The 17,615-nt window shown below is 69.4% G+C and carries 21 protein-coding genes; 9 read left to right on the top strand and 12 right to left on the bottom strand.

Annotation, left to right across the window (positions count from 1 at the left end; all coding sequences use genetic code 11):
- Positions 1–27 precede the first annotated feature (27 nt).
- Both P7V53_RS13100 and P7V53_RS13105 read right to left on the bottom strand, forming a co-directional pair.
- On the bottom strand, positions 28–1,161 hold the full coding sequence (locus P7V53_RS13100) for a thiolase family protein (RefSeq protein ID WP_280155906.1): 1,134 nt from the start codon (positions 1,159–1,161) through the stop codon (positions 28–30).
- 76 nt (positions 1,162–1,237) lie between these two features.
- Positions 1,238–1,645 (bottom strand): hypothetical protein, encoded by a 408-nt coding sequence (locus tag P7V53_RS13105; RefSeq protein ID WP_280155907.1) that lies wholly within the window; start codon positions 1,643–1,645, stop codon positions 1,238–1,240.
- A 250-nt stretch (positions 1,646–1,895) separates the two neighbouring features.
- Here P7V53_RS13105 and phnC point away from each other — a divergent pair, with 250 nt between their 5' ends.
- Genes phnC through P7V53_RS13125 form a run of 4 tightly spaced genes read left to right on the top strand, consistent with a single transcriptional unit; the run spans position 1,896 to position 5,202 of the window.
- The gene (gene phnC, locus P7V53_RS13110; protein ID WP_280155908.1) at positions 1,896–2,738 is read left to right on the top strand and encodes a phosphonate ABC transporter ATP-binding protein; all 843 of its coding nucleotides are present in this window, start codon (positions 1,896–1,898) and stop codon (positions 2,736–2,738) included.
- Between the two features lie 38 nt (positions 2,739–2,776).
- Positions 2,777–3,751, top strand: coding sequence for a phosphonate ABC transporter substrate-binding protein (gene phnD / locus P7V53_RS13115; RefSeq protein ID WP_280155909.1), 975 nt, complete (start codon positions 2,777–2,779; stop codon positions 3,749–3,751).
- 18 nt (positions 3,752–3,769) lie between these two features.
- Positions 3,770–4,567 (top strand): phosphonate ABC transporter, permease protein PhnE, encoded by a 798-nt coding sequence (phnE, locus tag P7V53_RS13120; protein ID WP_280155910.1) that lies wholly within the window; start codon positions 3,770–3,772, stop codon positions 4,565–4,567.
- A gap of 20 nt (positions 4,568–4,587) precedes the next feature.
- Entirely contained in the window at positions 4,588–5,202 is a 615-nt protein-coding gene (locus P7V53_RS13125; protein ID WP_280155911.1) for an HD domain-containing protein, read from the top strand.
- 9 nt (positions 5,203–5,211) lie between these two features.
- Here P7V53_RS13125 and P7V53_RS13130 read toward each other — a convergent pair whose 3' ends face one another.
- Genes P7V53_RS13130 through phnG form a run of 8 tightly spaced genes read right to left on the bottom strand, consistent with a single transcriptional unit; the run spans position 5,212 to position 11,530 of the window.
- Positions 5,212–6,351, bottom strand: coding sequence for an alpha-D-ribose 1-methylphosphonate 5-triphosphate diphosphatase (locus tag P7V53_RS13130; RefSeq protein ID WP_280155912.1), 1,140 nt, complete (start codon positions 6,349–6,351; stop codon positions 5,212–5,214).
- Entirely contained in the window at positions 6,348–7,106 is a 759-nt protein-coding gene (gene phnL / locus P7V53_RS13135) for a phosphonate C-P lyase system protein PhnL (protein WP_280155913.1), read from the bottom strand. The genes P7V53_RS13130 and phnL overlap by 4 nt, the downstream gene beginning before the upstream one ends.
- Positions 7,103–7,891 carry a phosphonate C-P lyase system protein PhnK gene (gene phnK, locus P7V53_RS13140; protein WP_280155914.1) on the bottom strand — a complete coding sequence of 263 codons (789 nt, stop codon included), beginning with the start codon at positions 7,889–7,891 and terminating at the stop codon, positions 7,103–7,105. Before phnK ends, phnL begins: the two co-directional genes overlap by 4 nt.
- Positions 7,888–8,355, bottom strand: a complete 468-nt coding sequence (locus P7V53_RS13145) for a GNAT family N-acetyltransferase (RefSeq protein ID WP_280155915.1) — start codon at positions 8,353–8,355, stop codon at positions 7,888–7,890. Before P7V53_RS13145 ends, phnK begins: the two co-directional genes overlap by 4 nt.
- The gene (locus tag P7V53_RS13150) at positions 8,352–9,209 is read right to left on the bottom strand and encodes an alpha-D-ribose 1-methylphosphonate 5-phosphate C-P-lyase PhnJ (RefSeq protein WP_280155916.1); all 858 of its coding nucleotides are present in this window, start codon (positions 9,207–9,209) and stop codon (positions 8,352–8,354) included. The genes P7V53_RS13145 and P7V53_RS13150 overlap by 4 nt, the downstream gene beginning before the upstream one ends.
- The gene (locus tag P7V53_RS13155) at positions 9,206–10,300 is read right to left on the bottom strand and encodes a carbon-phosphorus lyase complex subunit PhnI (protein WP_280155917.1); all 1,095 of its coding nucleotides are present in this window, start codon (positions 10,298–10,300) and stop codon (positions 9,206–9,208) included. The genes P7V53_RS13150 and P7V53_RS13155 overlap by 4 nt, the downstream gene beginning before the upstream one ends.
- Before the next feature lies 1 nt (position 10,301).
- Positions 10,302–10,943 (bottom strand): phosphonate C-P lyase system protein PhnH, encoded by a 642-nt coding sequence (gene phnH / locus P7V53_RS13160; RefSeq protein ID WP_280155918.1) that lies wholly within the window; start codon positions 10,941–10,943, stop codon positions 10,302–10,304.
- Positions 10,943–11,530, bottom strand: coding sequence for a phosphonate C-P lyase system protein PhnG (gene phnG / locus P7V53_RS13165; RefSeq protein ID WP_280155919.1), 588 nt, complete (start codon positions 11,528–11,530; stop codon positions 10,943–10,945). The genes phnH and phnG overlap by 1 nt, the downstream gene beginning before the upstream one ends.
- On the opposite strand from phnG, the gene phnF reads away from it, so the two are divergent.
- Genes phnF through P7V53_RS13180 form a run of 3 tightly spaced genes read left to right on the top strand, consistent with a single transcriptional unit; the run spans position 11,505 to position 13,563 of the window.
- Positions 11,505–12,263 (top strand): phosphonate metabolism transcriptional regulator PhnF, encoded by a 759-nt coding sequence (phnF, locus tag P7V53_RS13170; RefSeq protein WP_280155920.1) that lies wholly within the window; start codon positions 11,505–11,507, stop codon positions 12,261–12,263. The genes phnG and phnF overlap by 26 nt on opposite strands.
- Positions 12,260–12,955, top strand: a complete 696-nt coding sequence (locus P7V53_RS13175; protein WP_280155921.1) for a DUF1045 domain-containing protein — start codon at positions 12,260–12,262, stop codon at positions 12,953–12,955. The genes phnF and P7V53_RS13175 overlap by 4 nt, the downstream gene beginning before the upstream one ends.
- Positions 12,956–12,957: 2 nt before the next feature.
- Positions 12,958–13,563: an AAA family ATPase gene (locus tag P7V53_RS13180; protein ID WP_280155922.1), complete on the top strand. Its 606-nt coding sequence runs from the start codon at positions 12,958–12,960 to the stop codon at positions 13,561–13,563.
- Between the two features lie 46 nt (positions 13,564–13,609).
- Here P7V53_RS13180 and P7V53_RS13185 read toward each other — a convergent pair whose 3' ends face one another.
- Complete coding sequence (locus P7V53_RS13185) at positions 13,610–14,095, bottom strand: histidine phosphatase family protein (RefSeq protein ID WP_280155923.1); 486 nt, start codon at positions 14,093–14,095, stop codon at positions 13,610–13,612.
- A gap of 136 nt (positions 14,096–14,231) precedes the next feature.
- On the bottom strand, positions 14,232–16,340 hold the full coding sequence (locus P7V53_RS13190; RefSeq protein WP_280156508.1) for a phospholipase C, phosphocholine-specific: 2,109 nt from the start codon (positions 16,338–16,340) through the stop codon (positions 14,232–14,234).
- A gap of 690 nt (positions 16,341–17,030) precedes the next feature.
- On the opposite strand from P7V53_RS13190, the gene P7V53_RS13195 reads away from it, so the two are divergent.
- Positions 17,031–17,240: a hypothetical protein gene (locus P7V53_RS13195; protein WP_280155924.1), complete on the top strand. Its 210-nt coding sequence runs from the start codon at positions 17,031–17,033 to the stop codon at positions 17,238–17,240.
- Positions 17,233–17,433, top strand: coding sequence for a DUF3563 family protein (locus P7V53_RS13200; protein ID WP_280155925.1), 201 nt, complete (start codon positions 17,233–17,235; stop codon positions 17,431–17,433). Before P7V53_RS13195 ends, P7V53_RS13200 begins: the two co-directional genes overlap by 8 nt.
- The last annotated feature ends 182 nt before the right edge of the window (positions 17,434–17,615 follow it).

Below are 17,615 nucleotides of genomic sequence, written 5' to 3' on the forward strand. Positions count from 1 at the left end.
ATCGCGGACGTGCCGTCCGCCTTCGATTCAAACGCGCTCGAGGATGGTGGCGATGCCTTGGCCACCGCCGATGCACTGCGTCGACAAGGCGAAGCGTCCGCCTTCCCGCACCAGCAGGGCGGCTGCCTTGCCGGTGATCCGCGCACCGGTCGCACCGAGCGGGTGGCCGATGGCCATGCCGCCGCCGTCAATGTTGATCCTGCTGGGGTCGAGCTTCAGCTCCCGGATGCAAGCCAGCGCCTGCGAAGCGAACGCCTCATTGATCTCGACGACGTCGAGCTGGCTCGCATCCAGGCCGGCACGTGCCAACGCTTTGCGCGTCGCGGGAATCGGGCCGATCCCCATGATGGCCGGGTCCACCCCGACGGTGGCGAAGGACCGGATGCGGGCCATTGGCTGCAATCCATGGGTGCGCGCGAAAGCATCGCTCGTCACCAGCACCGCCGCGGCCCCGTCGGTGAGAGGCGACGATGTGCCCGCCGTCACGACGCCGTCAGGCCGGAAGGCCGGGCGCAGCGCGGCCAGCGCTTCGAGCGACGTCGACGGTCGGATGCACCCGTCCTGGTCGACCCGTTGGCCGTTCCCCGCATCGATCGCGACGATCTCATCGCGCAGACGCCCCTCGTCACGCGCTGACGAGGCCTTTCGATGCGACTCGACTGCCAGCGATTCCTGGTCCGCGCGGCTGACGCTCCAGCGATGAGCGACGTTTTCGGCCGTTTCCCCCATGGAAATGTATGCGTCGGAGTGCGCGCGCAGCTCGGGGTTCGGTGAGAAGTTGAACCCCCCTTGCGGCACCATCGTCATCGATTCGACACCGACGCAGAGGAAAGCATCGCCCATCCCCGCCTCGATCTGGGCGGCGGCCATATGCACCGCCTGCATCGAGGATCCGCAGAAGCGGTTGACGGTCATGCCGCCGACCTGCTGCGGAAGGCCTGCCAGCAGCCCCACGATCCTCGCCAGGTTGTTGCCCTGCGCAGCCTCCGGGTAGGCACAGCCGAGGATGACGTCCTCCAGCAGCTCAGGATCCAGGTCCACCCGCTCCATCAAGCCCCGGACGACTTGAGCCGCCAGGTCATCTGGGCGGACGGCGGCAAGCGCACCTTTCCTCGCGAAATGAAAGGGCGAACGCGCATACGCGGCAATGACGGCTTTCAAGATCTGACTCCTGCGGTTGGGTGATGAGCGTCATGAAACAAGGCGGCTCGAGCAACGAGCCGTCCCTCGCGGCCAACTACGGCGTTGGATAGTCCCAGACATCGGGCGGCAGCTTGTCCTTGAGCGATGCATGCATCGCGTCGCGGAACAGCTTCACCGCCGGGTACGGCCGCATGGCAATGGTGCGCTCCACGATCAGCCCGTGCTCATCGTCCACGATGACTTCCAGGCTCTCGAGCTTGTGGTCTCCGATGGTCCCCTCCCAGCGCAAGAAGGTGGTTCGGTCGTCGAGCTTGAACTCGGCGGTGTAGCGACCGCTGCCACGCGTGGAGCTCGACTGGGCAAAGATCGCGGCAACGGCTTCGCGCCCCGAGATCGGCCGTACCAGGATCGGGCTGTTGAAGACGACGTTCTCGGCAAGCAGGGTGCTTACCTGGCCAAGCGTGGAGCTGCCGGATTCCCGGAGCTTGCGCAGCGGATGCATGGTGATCTCTCCGAAGGTGGAAGTGCGTGCCTCTCGTCGACGAATGCAACTCTAGGCTTGAACCCCGGAGTGAAAAAGCCGCATCGCCACAAACAGCTTTTCCCGGTTTCAGAACAGTCCTGGCGTGCCGCGCGAGCCGGCACGGATGCGCTGCTCTGAGGGTCCGATTCACGGGCTCGTCATCTTCGATTCACCGACCGGTCACGCGTCGTCTAGATGATCCGCACATCTGGCGATGCGTGAGGTGCGCATGGATGAACTGGCGATCGAGGTGCACACGCTGCGCAAGAGCTTCGGCCCGCACGTCGCGTTGCGCGACGTCTCGCTGAGCTTGCGCCGCGGCGAGATGGTGGCCCTGCTCGGCGCCTCGGGCTCGGGCAAGTCGACCTTGCTTCGCCACGTCAGCGGCCTGCACCGGGCCGATGCGGGGCACGCGTCGCAGGTGAGCGTGATGGGCCGTGTCGTGCAGCGCGACGGCGAGCTGGCCGGCGACGTGCGCGCCATCCGCTCCGGCGTTGCGACGATCTTCCAGCAGTTCAACCTGGTGGGTCGGCTGCCGGTGATGGTCAACGTGCTGGCCGGCGCGCTGCACCGGCTGCCGATGTGGCGCGCGCTGCTGCGGCGCTTTCCGCGCGTCGAGCTGCAGCGCGCCTTCGAGGCGCTGTCGCGTGTCGGCATCGAGCGCTGCGCCTGGCAGCGCGCGTCGACGCTGTCGGGCGGCCAGCAGCAGCGCGCGGCGATTTCGCGCGCGCTGGTGCAGGGCGCGCAGGTGATCCTGGCCGACGAGCCGATCGCCTCGCTCGACCCGGCGTCGAGCCGGCGCGTGATGGAGCTGCTGGCCGAAGTCAACCGCGAACTCGGGGTGACGGTGCTGGTGTCGCTGCACCAGGTCGAATTCGCCTTCGCCTTCTGCCCTCGCACGATCGCCTTGCGTGCCGGCGAGGTGGTCTACGACGGCCCGACACGTGCGCTGTCCGGCGCACGCTTGCACGAGCTGTACGGCTCGCAGGCCGAGGAGCTGTTCGCCGATGCCGAGGACAAGCTCGACTCTCAACCCTTGCCCCCATCCAGCCACGCCTTGCAAGTGGCGTAGCCGATCGCGATCTTGACCCTTTCCTGATTGGATTCCCCATGAACCGACGTTCCGTTCTCACCGTCCTCGCCACCACCGCCGCGTTGTGGCTGCCCGCCGCGCACGCGCAGATGAAGGAGATCAGCTTCGGCATCATCTCGACTGAGGCCTCCAACAACCTGAAGGCCGCCTGGCAGCCGATGCTCGACGACATGGCGAAGAGCACCGGCATGAAGGTCAATGCCTTCTTCGCGTCCGACTACGCCGGCATCATCGAGGCGATGCGCTTTAACAAGGTGCAGGTCGCCTGGTTCGGCAACAAGTCGGGCATCGAGGCGGTGGACCGCTCGAACGGCGAGGTGTTCGCGAAGATCGTCGGCAAGGACGGCACCGAGGGCTACTACTCGCTGCTGGTCGTGCACAAGGACAGCCCGCTGAAGAGCCTGGACGACGTGCTGAAGCAGCGTGCCAACCTGACGCTCGGGTTCGGCGACCCCAATTCGACCAGCGGCACGGCGGTGCCCGGGCTCTATGCGTTCGCGCAGAACCGCGTCGATCCGCTGAAGGACTTCAAGCGCACCGTGCGCGCCAACCACGAGACCAACCTGCTGGCCGCGGTCAACAAGCAGGTCGACGTCGCGACCAACAACACCGAAGCGGTCGCGCGCCTGGTCCATACCCATCCGGAGCAGGCGAAGCAGGTGCGCGAGATCTGGCGCTCGCCGCTGATCGCGAGCGACCCCATCGTCTGGCGCAAGGACCTCGACGACGCGACCAAGAAGGCGGTGCGCGACTTCATCCTCTCCTACGGCAAGGAGCCGCGCGAGCAGGCCATCCTGCAGGTGATCGGCTACAGCGGCTTCCGGCCGTCGACCAACGACCAGCTCGTGCCGACGCGGCAGATCGAGCTGGCGCGCGAGCGCAGCAAGGTCGAGAGCGACGCCAATCTCGCCGCCGACGACAAGGCGAAGAAGCTGAAGGACATCGACGACCGCCTGGCCGAGCTCGGCCGGCAGCTCGCGAGCGCGAAGTAAGGCCGGCAACGCGACGCCATGAGTGCCGCCTTGAGCCTCGCACCCGCGCCAATGCCGCCGCCGCGCACGCCGCTCGGCACGCTGCTCGTGTGGGCGCTGTTGCTCGCGCTGCTGGCGGGCAGCTGGAGGGGCGCCGACATGCGGCCGCTGGACCTGCTGCGCGACGCCGGCAACATGGCGCAGTACGCGAGCGGCTTCTTCCCGCCCGACTTCCACGAGTGGCGCCAGTACCTCGCCGAGCTCGTCGTCACGCTGCAGATCGCGCTGTGGGGCACGGCGCTGGCCATCGTCGGCGCCGCGCCGCTCGCGCTGCTCGCCTCGGCCAACATCACGCCGTGGTGGGTGCACCAGCCGGTGCGTCGCGTGCTCGACGCCTGCCGCTCGATCAACGAGATGGTGTTCGCGCTGCTGTTCGTCGTCGCGGTCGGGTTGGGGCCGTTCGCCGGCGTGCTTGCGCTGTGGGTGCACACGACCGGCGTGCTGGCCAAGCTGTTCTCGGAAGCGGTGGAGGCAATCGATCCGCAGCCGGTGGAAGGCATCCGCGCCACCGGCGCCCATGCGGTGCACGAGATCCTCTACGGCGTGATCCCCCAGGTGCTGCCGCTGTGGGTCTCGTACGCGCTGTACCGCTTCGAGTCGAACGTGCGCTCGGCGTCGGTCGTCGGCATGGTCGGCGCCGGCGGCATCGGCATGGTGCTGTGGGACGTGATCCGGGGCTTCCAGTACGCGCAGACGGCGGCGGTCCTGATCCTGTTGGTGATCTCGGTCTCGGCGATCGACCTGGTGTCGGCCCAACTGCGCAAGCGCATGATCTGAGCTCGTCACAGGCAGCGGACATGGATCCTTCGACAGAGCTCAGGACAGGCCTCATCGAACGCATCGCGCAGCTGTTCGCCGAACACGGCGCCAGCGCCTACGAAGGCGCGCGGCGCGAATCGGTGAGCGCGCTGGAGCACGCGCTGCAATGTGCCCAGCTGGCCGAGTGGGCGAACGCCGATGCATCGTTGGTGGCCGCGGCGCTGTTGCACGACATGGGTCACTTCGTCGCCGTGGATTCGGAAGGCGACGCGATCGACGACGTGCACGAACTGCGTGCCTTGCCGCTGCTCGCTGAGGGTTTTGGCGCCGCCGTCGTCGAGCCGGTGCGGCTGCACGTGCAGGCCAAGCGCTACCTCGTCGCCACCGAGTGGGCGTACGGGGCGCGGCTGTCACCGGCGTCGGTGCATTCGCTGCAGCTGCAGGGCGGGCCGATGAGCCCCGACGAGGTGCAGCTGTTCGAGACGCTGCCGTTCGCCCAGGCGGCCGTCATGCTGCGACGCTGGGACGACCTGGCCAAGGAGCCGCGCAAGCGCACGCCGCCGCTCGACTACTACCTCGCGCTGCTGGCCGAGCTGCAGCAGCAGCCGTTCGTCGATTCGAAGATCGGCATCGGCTCGTTGAGCATCGCCTGACAGTGCGGCCTAGCAGACGCGTGTGCCATTGACGATCACCTCGCGCACCACCGGCTGAGCGCCGATCTCGCGCACGCGCACGAGGTCGGCGCGCGCGCCGTCGACGATCGCGCCGCGGTCGTGCAGGCCACAGGCCCGTGCCGGATGCAGGCTGACGACGGCGATCGCTTCGCTGAGCGAGAAGCCGGCCTCGCGCGAGAGCAGCCAGGCGGCCATCAGCAGGCTGCCGGGCACATAGTCGGACGACAGTGCGTCCAGCACGCCTTCGCGCGCGAGCTCCAGCGCCGAGACGTTGCCGGAGTGCGAGCCGCCGCGCACGACGTTCGGCGCGCCGGCCACCGTCGACAAGCCCTTGTGCTTCGCATGGCGCGCGGCCGCCAGCGTGGTCGGGAACTCGCTCATCGCGGCGCCGAGCGCGCAGGCCTCGTCGACATGGCCGATCGTCGTGTCGTCGTGCGTCGCGAGCGCCACGCCGTGCTCGCGCGCGAACTCGGCGAACCAGGCGCGGTGCGGTGCGGCGTAGCGCGCCTGGCGTTCGGGCGCGAGGCGCACTTCCTCGTCGAACTGAGCGTCGCTCCAGCCTTTCTTGCCGGTGTAGTAGGTGCGCGCGTGGCGGATGTCGGTCCATTGGCGCTGGCCGGGCGTGTGGTCCATCAGCGAGATCAGCCGCAGCCGGCGGTGCGCCCTGAACGGCTCGAACAGCTCGCGCGCGTTCGGCGCCGGCAGCTCGCAGCGCACATGGATGTGGTGGTCGGCGCGCAGCGAGCCGGCCGCCTCGAGGCGGTCGAGCACCTCGAGCAGCGCGCTCTGGTCGCGCGAGCGGAAGCCGTCGCCGTAGGGGTCGCCGACGCCGATCGCATCGAGCACCGTCGTGATGCCGGCGGCGGCGATCTCGGCGTCGTGCGCCTGCACCGCGCCCTGCATCGGAAAACTCACCTTGGGGCGCGGCGTCACGTGCCGCTCGAGGTTGTCGGTGTGTACCTCCACCAGGCCAGGCAGCAGGTGGTCGCCGTGCAGGTCGTGCGCGCCCGGCACCGACGTGGCGCCGGCGTGCACGGCGCCGATGCGGCCGTCGCGCACCTGCACGCTGCCGTGCACGACCTCATTCGGCAGCACGATGCGGGCATTGGAGAAGATCTGCTCTTTCATGGCGTTTTCCGGTCGAGCTCCACGCAGCGGGTGGCGACGGCGTCGCGCACCTCTTCGTCGTGGAAGATGCCGACCACCGCCGCGCCGCGCGCCTTGGCTTCGTCGATCAGCTGCATCACGACGCGCCGGTTGGCGGCGTCCAGCGAGGCGGTCGGCTCATCGAGCAGCAGCAGGCGCGCCGGCTGCACGAAGCCGCGCGCGATGTTGACGCGCTGCTGCTCGCCGCCGGAGAACGTGGCCGGCGGCAGATCCCACAGCGCACGCGGGAGGTTGAGGCGCATGAACAGTGCGCGCACTGCGTCGCGCGCCGTCTGGAGGCGCTCGGCGTGGCGTGTGTCGTCGATGTCGGCGGGCAGGGCGTCGCCCTGCGCCACATCGAGCCAGCGTTCGGCCACGACGTCGAGCGCCGGCACGCGCGGCACCGATCGCAGGAACTGGCTCACGTAGGCGATGTCGCGCCGGCGCAGCGCCAGCATCTGCTGCGGCGAGGCCCGCGCGATGTCGACCGGGCCGTCGGCCGAGTGCAGCATGACGCGGCCGGCATCGACACCGTAGCTGCCGTACAGGCACTTGATCAGCGTCGACTTGCCGCGGCCCGACGGGCCGACCAGTGCGACACATTCGCCGGCCGACACCGTCAGCGACACGTCGTGCAGAACCGGCAGCTCGAGTCCGTCGCGCAGGTGCAGCGTGAAGCGCTTGGCCAGGCCGCCCACCTCGAGCACCGGCCCGAGCGGAAGAGGATCGCGCTTCATGGCATCACCACCGAGGACACGAGCAGCTGCGTGTAGGCGTGCTGCGGATCGTCGAGCACGCGGTCGGTCAGGCCTTGCTCGACGATGCGGCCATCGCGCATCACCAGCGTGCGATGCGCCAGCAGCCGCGCGACGCCGAGGTCGTGGGTGACGATCAGCGCCGACAGGTGCATGCGCGCGACCAGCAGCCGGATCAGGTCGAGCAGGCGCGCCTGCACCGACACGTCGAGGCCCGAGGTCGGTTCGTCCATCAGCACCAGGCGCGGCCGGGTGACAAGGTTGCGCGCGATCTGCAGCCGCTGGCGCATGCCGCCCGAGAAGGCGCGCGGCGAATCGTCGATGCGACCGGCATCGAGCTCGACGCGCCGCATCCAGGCGTCGGCGGCCTCGCGCAGGCGCCCGTAGTGGCGCTGCCCCTGGCCCATCAGCCGCTCGCCGATGTTGGCGCCGGCGCTGACCTCCATGCGCAGGCCGTCGGCCGCGTTCTGCTCGACGAAGCCCCACTCGGTGCGCGACAGCACGCGCCGTTCGCGCTCGGTGATCGCATGCACGTCGAGCCACCGCTGCTGCGCGTCGCGATAAGCCACCCGGCCCGCGCTCGGCACGATGCGCCCGGCGATGCAGTTGAGCAGCGTCGTCTTGCCGGAGCCCGACTCGCCGACGATCGCGACGACTTCACCGGGGAACAGCTCGAGCGCGGCGTCCTGCACCGCGAAGCGACCATCGCGCGCGCCGGCAAAGCGGTGGCTGAGCGCCTGCACGCGCAGCAAGGGCTCGGCGCTCATGGCGCCGCCTCCTGCGGGCAGGCGACGAAGCTGATGCCGTGCCGCTCGTAACCCAGCCGCTCGTAGAAGGCGTGCGCGCCGTCGCGCTTGCGGTTGGACGACAGCGCGAGCTTGTAGCAGCCGGCGGCGCGTGCCCGCGCCATCGCCTCGTCCATCAGCGCGCGTCCGATCCCGCGCCCCTGCGCCTGCGGGTGCACCGCGACGGCCTCGACCAGCGCGGCCGGGCTGCCGCCGTGGCCGAGCGTGGGCAACGGGTAGAAGGTGAGGGTGCCGAGCGGCCGTCCGCCTTCTTCGGCGAGCAGCACCTGCACGTCGGGCACCGCGCGATGCAGCCGCTCCCAGGCCGCCTGCATGCGCTGCGGCGTGTTGACGCCCGGCGCATCGACGCCGGCGGCTTCGAAGATGGCGGCGATCGCCGGCAGGTCGTCGCGTGTCGCTTCGCGCAGCTGCAACATGTCGTTCATCGGGCCTGGCCTCGTGTAGGTGCTTGCGCCTGCACGCGTTCGCCGCACCAGTCGGTGTCGGAGCAGGTCCACAGGCGCTCGCCGACTTCGCCGATCACCTCGTCGAGGTAGCTGTCGGTGGCGCCGCACAGCGCGCAGGCATGGCCTTGCGGGTCGACGCGAAACGGATGGTCCTCGAAGTCGAGGCTCACGACGTCGGTGTACGGCGGGATCGCATACAGGCGCTTCTCGCGCCCCGCGCCGAACAGCTGCAGCGCCGGCATGCGGTGCATCTTCGGATTGTCGAAGCTCGGGATCGGCGACGGCGACATCACGTAGCGGCCGTCGACGCGCACCGGGTAGTCGTAGGTCGTCTCGACCCGGCCCCAGTGCGCGATGTCCTCGTACAGCTTCACGTTGACGAGGCCGTACTCCTCGGCCGCATGCAGCTTCAGCGTCTCGGCGCGCCGCGGCTCCAGCTTGTACAGCGGCTCCGGCTGCGGCACCTGGTAGACAAGAAGCTGGCCTTCGACCAGGGCGGTTTCGGGAATGCGGTGGCGCGTCTGGATGATGGTCGCGTCGACGGTGCGCGTGGTCGTCTCGACGCCGGTCGTGCGCGCGAAGAACTGGCGGATGTTGACGGCGTTGGTCGTGTCGTCCGAGCCCTGGTCGATCACCTTCAGCACGTCGTCGGCGCCGATCACCGCCGCGGTGACCTGGATGCCGCCGGTGCCCCAGCCGTAGGCGAGCGGCATCTCGCGCGAGCCGAACGGCACCTGATGGCCGGGAATGGCGACCGCCTTCAGCAGCGCGCGCCGGATCATGCGCTTCGTGCGTTCATCCAGGTAGGCGAAGTTGTAGCCGGCAGCGGTCATGCGGTCTCCTTCGATGCGGCTTCGATCTCGGCGCGCAGCTGGCGGATCAGCTGCAGCTCTGATTCGAAGGTCACGTAGTGCGGCAGCTTCAGGTGCTGCACGAAGCCCGACGCCTCGACGCTGTCGCCTTGCGGCAGCACGAACTCCTGCTGCTGCGCCGGGCTCGTCGGCAGCTCGTCGAACTCGTCGCAGCGCAGCGCGCGGTCCACCAGCGACATCGCCATCGCCTTGCGTTCGCCGTGGCCGAACACCAGGCCGTAGCCGCGCGTGAAGGTGGGCGGCGTGCTCGCACTGCCGACGAACTGGTTGACCATCTGGCACTCGGTGAGCTCGATCTCGCCGATCTCGATCGCGAAGTCGAGCTCGTCCGGCACGATCTCCACCGCCACCGCGCCGAAGCGGATGTCGCCGCCGAACGGATGTGTGTGCGCGTAGCCCCGCTGCGTCGAGTAGCCCATGCCGAGCACCCAGCCTTCGTCGGCGCGCGCCAGCATCTGCAGCCAGCCGCTGCGCGGCAGCGGATAGGCCGGCGGGTCGCGCGTGATGTCGGGCGGTTCCGGGTCACCATCGCTCGGCTCGCAGGCTTCGACCAGCCCCTCGGCTGCGAGCTGCGTCAATGCGCCGGGCACCGTGTCCTGCGCCGCTGAGGCATCGCCGCTCGGCAGTGGCGTCGGCAACTCCTCGCCCTGCAGCAGCCCGAAGTCGAGCAGCCGCTGCGTGTAGTCGAAGGTCGGGCCGAGCACCTGGCCGCCCGGCAGGTCCTTGAAGATGGCCGACACGCGACGACGTACACGCATGCGGTCGGTGTCGAGCGGCTCGCTGCTGCCGAAGCGCGGCAAGGTGGTGCGGTAGGCCCGCAGCAGGAACGCCGCCTCGATCGGATCGCCACAGGCCTGGCGGATCGCCAGCGCCGCGAGCTGCGGGTCGTACAGCGAGGCCTCGGCCATCACGCGGCCGACCAGCAGTCCGAGCTGTTCCTGGATCTGCTCGACGCCGAGCGCTGGCACCGCCGGATCCCCGCGCCGCGCCGCGGCCAACAGCGCCCGCGACGCGTCGATCGCCCGTTCGCCGCCCTTGACAGCGATGTACATGTCAGAGCCCCAGGGTGATGCGCGTCGAGCGCGGGATGGCTGCGAGGCGCGTGCCGCAGACGAGCACGAGGTCGACGCCGCGCGGCAGTTCGGATTGGAGCCGCGTGCGCCAAAGCCAGAAGTCGCGCGACAGCCCGTCTACGTCGAGGCTGCGTTCGGCCGGGATGCCGGGACCGCGCAGATGCAGCCGCGTGCCGGCGCTGCCGAGCGCGTCGACCTCGACGATCAAAGTGGCCCCGCGCTGCGGGCTCTCGTCGGTGCCGAGGTCGAGCCGGCTCCACAGCCGGTCGTCGACGTCGGCCGCACGGGCGACATTGAACGGCGCGCGGTCGTCGATCCAGGCCGCGCGCACGCCGGTGTGAAAGCGCAGGTAGGCGAGGGCCTCGGCGCTCGCCAGCGAGCCGGCGAGCCGCACCATCGTCTCGGCGTCGAGCAAGGTCAGCAGCACCGCCGTCATGCCCAGGCTCATCGGCCGCTGCCGCGAGCACGAGGCGGGCGGCTCGATGCCGGCGAGCGCCGCGGCCGGCAGCTCGCGTTCGCTGCCGGGATGCGCCATCGCGTCGAGCAGCGCGCGGAAGCTGCGCTGCGCTCCATCTACCGGGTCGCGAAAAGCGCGCGACATGTCGGCCAGCACGGTGTCCATCAGGGTGTCTCCGGCGTCAGCGTGAAGAATCGGACCTTGCTCGCCGCGGTGCGCGCGGCCTCTTCGCGGCGCAGCGCCTGCGTCGCCTCGCGCAAGGGCGCCACCACGTCGCGCATCAGCGCGTCGTGGTGCTCAGGCTGCTGCAGCATCGCGTCGAGCTGCGCGACCCAGCCGGCGCGTTCGACGTCGCGCCCGATCACCATGCCGAGCCCGGCGGCGACCCGGCCGTCGACGCCGCGGTGGCGCACGACGCAGCGGGTCATGGTCGCTTCGCCGAGGTTAAAGCGATCGCCGCTGTTGCCGATGCGCCCGCGCAGCATCGCGAGGCCAATCTCCGGCTCGCGCAGCCACTCGAAGGACTGCGCGTGCAGGTGCGCCGCGTGCCGGGCCAGCGCGCCGCGCGGGGCCTGCGCCAGCACGGCCAGCCAGGCGCGCCGCGCTGCGCTGGTGTCGAGGGTCATGGGCATGTCATCTAGACGACTGAAGATGCACGCATTATCGGCAGCGAGAGTGACACTTTCTTGAACGTCTCGCGTCAGTTCGCCTTCGGAGCCGTCATCGATGCTGAAAGACACCACGCCGTTCATTGCCGCCGATGCCACCGACTCGCTGTCGCGCTGGGAGGCCATCGCGGCCGCGCTGCGCGACGACATCGTGCAGGGTCGTTTCCTGCCGGGCCAGCGCCTGCCCAACGAACTGCTGCTGGCGCAGCGCTTTCGCGTCAACCGGCACACGCTGCGCCAGGCGATGCAGGCGCTGGCGCGCGAAGGGCACGTGCAGGTGCGCCAGGGGCTCGGCACCTTCGTGCGCGAGCTGGTGCTCGACTACGCGCTGCAGCGCCGCACGCGGCTGTCGGAGAACCTCGCAAGCGTCGGCGAGCGGGCACAACGCGAGCTGCTGGCCCACGAACAACAGCCCGCCCACGAGTGGGCCGCGGCACTGCGGGTGTCGGCCAGGTCACGCATCGAATGCGTGCGCACGCGGGCCACGGTGCGCGGTCGGCCGGTCGGCCTGACGACGGCGGCCTTTCCGTGCCCGCGCCTGGCCGGCATTGCCGAAACGATCGCGCGCCGCGGCAGCGTGACGGCGGCACTCGCCGAGCGCGGCGTGGCCGACTACACGCGCGCACGCAGCGCGGTCTCCGCGCGACTGCCGAGCGCGGCGGAAGCCGACGCGCTCGCGCGGGCGGCGTCGCAGCCGGTGCTGGTCGTGCAGTACGTGAACGTCGACGGCGCCGGCGTGCCGGTCGAAGCGGGCATAACCCTGTTCGCCGCCGACGCGGTGCAGCTGACCGTCGAGCCGGAGGGCTTCGCAGCATGAACGCGGCGCCCCGCTACGCGATCTACTGGACGCCGCCGCCGGCGCACCCGTTGTGGCGGGCCGGCTGCGAATGGCTGGGGCGCGACGCGGCCGATGGATCACAACATGCGACGCCGCGCGCCGCGACCGCCACGCCGCGCCGCTACGGTTTTCACGCGACGCTGAAGCCGCCGCTGCGGCTGCGCAGTGGCCAGGCGCCCGACGCGCTGCTCGACGCGGCGCACCGGTTGGCGCGGGAGACGCCGGCGTTCGCGATGCCGCCGCTGTCGGTGCAGACGCTCGCCGACTTCGTCGCGCTGCGACCGGCCGTGCCGCTCGACGCCGATCACCCGCTGCGCCGCCTCGCCGACGCCTGCGTGCGCGCGCTCGACCCCTGGCGTGCACCACCGGCCGGCGACGAGCTGCTGCGGCGCGATGCGCAGCGCGGCCTGTCGCCGGGCCAAGGCGAGCTGCTGCAACGCTGGGGCTACCCGCACGTGTTCGAGCACTGGCGCTTCCACATGACCCTGTCGGACAGCCTGCCGAGCGACGCGCCGGACGATGCGCTGCGGCAGCAGCTGCTGGTCGAGGCGACGCGCTTCTTCGCCGCGGCGCTCGAGCTGCCGCTCACGTGCGATGCGCTCTGCGTGTTCGTCGAGGCGACGGCCGGCGCGCCGTTCATGCTGGCCCATCGTTTCATGCTCGAGGGCTGACGATGCGCCCGATTGCCCACAGCGAGCGGCTGATCGTCGTCGTCGGCCCTTCCGGCGCGGGCAAGGACAGCGTGCTCGCCGCCTGGCGCGCGCGGCTGCCGGCGCGCACACTGCATTTCGCGACGCGCGTCGTCACGCGCCGCGCCGGCGCCAGCGAGGCCCACGAAAGCGTCGACGAGGCGGGCTTCGACGCGCTGCGCGCCGTCGATGCGCTCGCCACCTGGTGGCAGGCGAACGATCTGCACTACGGCGTGCGCTGGCGCGAGCTGTCGCCGCTCGCCGACGGAGGCTGGGTGGTGCTGAACGGCTCGCGCGAACACCTGGCGATCCTGCGCCTGCAGGCGCCGCGGCTGCACGTCGTGCACATCACGGCGCCCGAAGCAGTGCTGGCGCGTCGGCTCGCGGAGCGCTCGCGCGAAGCGGCGCCCTCAATCGAGCGCCGCCTTGCGCGCCGCCCTGGGGTGTCGGCGGCACTCACGCTCGACAACAGCGGGGCGCTCGCGAGCACCGTCGATGCGCTGCACCGGTGGTGGTGCCGGCACGCCGCGGCCGGCGGCGTCGCGAGTCGCGGCGACGCTGGGAGGAATACACCAAGGCGAAGCAGGTGATGCTGGAGCGCTGGGTGACGCTTTGTGCAGTCGTGAGGAGTGCCTTCTACTTCGGCGGCTGATCGAGCCTCGACTCCGCCGGGTCGATCGTGCCGACGTCCGGCCACTTCGTCGTGTCGAAGCGAAACTCCGCGACCGCGCACGTGACCATGTCGACGATGTCGCTCGACAGCCGATGAGCCAGGTTGGTGAACTCGGGGTTGTGACCGAACAGCATCACTTGTTCGAACCTCTTGTCGAATGCGCGAACAACGGCGAGCAGGGCGTCCGCACTGCTCTCATACAGCCGATCGTCCACGACGATGTCGTTGCGCTCGTAGCCGACCTCTTCGGCAATGAGCTGGGCGGTGGTGAGCGCGCGCAGCGCTGGACTCGACACGAACAGATCGGGCTTCACGCCGCGCTCGGCGAGACGCCTGCCCATCTGAAGCGCCTCTTTCAGCCCCCGATCCGCCAATGGCCGATCGCGATCGGCCAAGGTCGGGTCGTCTTTGATTGACTTGGCATGCCTGACGAGAAGCAAGGTCTTCATGGCTGCTCGCTCTTGAAGCTTCGCGTCACTATGCCGGATCCAGCGCGTAACTGTCCCTGCCCTTTCGGCCGCGAACCGTTACACGCGAGACCCGACGCAGCGCGGCGCTCTCGGCATTTGGAACGCACGGTTTCCGTTAGAGACGGCCTATGGCTGGGTCGCTGATGCCGTCGCGCCCGTTCTCGATGCGGCCGGCGAGCTCAACACGGAAATCGGCGTCGCCGACGACAGTGATCACGAGGTCGTACCAGCCGCCGTGGCGCACCGCAGTCCACACGGCCTGATCAGCATCGCGAGGGTGCAGTTGCTGCCTTCGCGTCTCCCCGCTGTAGCGGTCGGTGACCTGGACCTGAGCCCTCTGGGCCGACAGGTTGCGGATCGTCAGCACGAGCACCAGCGCGTGCGGCTGCAAGCGCGCCTGTACTTCGAGGTTGGCACGGCTGTTGCCAGCCGACGCACCACGGAACGCGCGCAGAAAGCCGTTCGGCCCGTGAACTTCGAGGTCGTAGCGCTGGGTGGCCGACGCGGCGTTCCAGCTGCCGCTGAGCTGCTTGCGCGGCTCGACCGTGTAGCAGCGCGGCAGGTCGGCCGGATTGCCCGAGCGGACCTGGAACACGGCGCTCGCCTCGCCGCTGTTCGACATCACGATGCGGAACGTGCCGCTCGATGTGTCGAGCGCGCCATCCGCCTGCAGCTCGTAGGGCAGTGCACGCGACCAGCGCACGCCCGGCTCCTGCTGTGGCAGCGTCTGCGTGCCGGGGACTGCGAGCGCCATGTCGGGCTTGTTGGTCTTGTCGACCGGCATGTAGGCCGAGACGTCCGGCGTTGCGGGCCGCGCCGCGTTCGGCGCGCGGAAGTCGAAGCACGAGCTCAGATCGCCGCTCACGGCGCGGCGCCATGGCGTGATGTTGGTCTCGACGATGCCGGGGTGCTCGTCGGCGAAGCGCTTCTCGATGAAGCGGATCACGGAGGTGTGATCGAACACCTGCGAGTTGACCCAGCCGCCGCGGCTCCACGGCGAGACGACCAGCAGCGGAACGCGCAGCCCGAAGCCATAGGGGCCGGCCGGATGACCGTTCGCATCGCCGGCGAAGATTTCGTTCGTCGTCGGCACGGTCGAGTCGCCAAGCTCGGCCGATATCGGCGGGGTCGGCGGCACGACGTGGTCGAAGAAGCCGCCTTCCTCGTCGTAGTTGATGAGCAGGACGGTGCGGCTCCAGACCTCGGGGTTGGCGACCAGCGCGTCGAGCACGCGCGAGATGTACCAGGCGCCGAAGTCGGTCGGCCAGTTCGGATGCTCGGTGTACGCCTCGGGCGCGGCGATCCAGCTGACCTGCGGCAGGCGGCCCGCAGCGACGTCGGCGCGGAAGTCCTCCAGCAGGCGCAGCGGGTCGCGGTTGAGGAGCTTGATCTCGGTGCCGCTCTTCGCACGCTCGGCCAGCGGTGTGCCGGCCTGGGCGTTCTGGTATTGCTTGAAGAACAGCAGCGAGTTGTCGCCGTAGTTGCCGATGAATGCGTCACCCGTCCAGCCCCACCACACCGTGTCGCTGGCAAACAGGCCGTCGCCCTTGTCCTGATAGACCTTCCAGCTGATGCCGGCCTCCAGCAGGCGTTCAGGGAAGGTCTTCCACGCGTAGCCGGCCTCTGCGTTCGTGATCACCGGGCCGCCGCCGCTGCCGTCGTTGCCGGTCCAGCCGGTCCACAGGTGGTAGCGGTTCGGATCGGTCGGTCCCATCAGCGAGCAGTGGTACGCATCGCAGACGGTGAATGCGTCGGCCAGCGCGAAGTGGAACGGCATGTCGCTGCGCAGGTTGTGCGTCATCGCGACGATGCCCTTGTTGGCAATCCACTGGTCGAAGCGGCCCTGGTTCCAGGCCGCGTGGCCATCGGTCCAGCCGTGCGGCGGGTCCGGCAGGTAGGAGCCGCCGAGGTGGGGCACCGGCGGCCTGAACGGCAGCACCTCGCCGTTGGCCGAGGGCTGCATCCACACCGGCCGTCCCGAAGGCAGCTTGGCTGCGCGCGGATCGCCGAAACCGCGCACGCCGCGCAGCGTGCCGAAGCAGTGGTCGAACGAGCGGTTCTCCTGCGTCAGCACGACGATGTGCTGCACGTCCTTGATCGTTCCGGTGCGCTGGTGCGCGGGGATCGCGAGGGCCTGGGTGATGCTGTCGGGCAGCGCGCTCAGCGTGCCGACGCTGGCCAGCGCTTTCAGTACATCGCGGCGCGAGCGTGATGGTTTGTCCATCGGAGCCTCCTGTCCTGGGGGTGTGGAGAATGGCGCCGATGCTGAGCGCGCTGGATGACAGGAGTTCGACCGACTTGATGACCGGCCGTGAGCGCGGTGCGCTACTCTTTGCCAGCCGGCCAATCCAGTGAAGGCTCCCACCAGCACGACCATCGTTGCAAAGCCGTGAGGGCTGTCCACCAGAGGCATGCCGCCGACATTCATGCCGGGAAAGCCCGCGCGCGGCAATGCCAGCGTCAGCAATCTGGTCACCAATGCCGTCCGGTAAGGTGATCAGGGCGGCATCGTCCGCGTGAACCTGCGCGACGATGACGTACAGGTTCACCTGTCGGTGGAGCACACGGGGCAGGGGATTCCGAAGGATGAGATGACCTTGCTGTTCGAGCCGCTGCGCCGTCAAGGCGGGAGTCGATTCGCAAGGCGAACGCGAGAGTCTCGGCCTGTTCATCGTGCGCCAGATTGCGCTCGCGCACGGCGCAAGTGTGAGTTGGATTCGGCAGACGGCAGGACGCGCTTCACGGTGACACTGCCGAAGAGATGGCCCGCCGCCGAGCACAGCGGCCGCGTGCGCGTGGCTGACCAGCCTGCCCGGATCGCGGTGCCGTGCCTCGAATTGCCTAAGCCATCTTTCAAATGTGGACCCAAATCGGGTCACGGACAGGCATAAGGGTTAACCCTTAGAATACGTCCATGTCCAACACCATCACCGTACCGATCCCCGCGGCACTTCGCTCGGGTGAACGTAGCCGCTTCATGACCGCCCTGTGGGCGGCCCTTTCTGTGATCGGCCAAGCTCGCGGCCGCAACGCCTTGCGCCAGCTCGCCGACCGAGTCGAGGGCACGCGGCCCGATTTTGCGGCGCAACTTCGCCGCTCAGCACAACGAGGCTGGAATGATTGACCGCATCGCCACCGTGATTCTTCGCCTGCGTTCCCCGCTCGACGCCGTCCCAACGCGCCATGACGAGGCCTACCTCAGCGAGGCCGTCAGCGTTCACGACCTCGAGCGACGGATTCGCGAGCTCGACCGCAACGGCAGCACGCTCCCGTACACCAATGCCTACGTGAGCATGGCAACGGGCGCCGGCCGCTGAAACACCAGAACCAGTTGTCTCCTCCACCTCCGAAGGTGGATTCAGGGCCCGCGGCGCAAGCAACGGGCCCATTTTTCTCACCGGTTCCGCAAGGCTCGAGTGGCGACGCACCGTGAAAAACGCGATGACTTCACAGTGGTCGGTGGCGTGCGTTGGGGGCTTGCCTCTTCATCCTGGCGACG

The organism is Piscinibacter sp. XHJ-5 (assembly GCF_029855045.1).
Lineage (GTDB): Bacteria > Pseudomonadota > Gammaproteobacteria > Burkholderiales > Burkholderiaceae_C > Albitalea.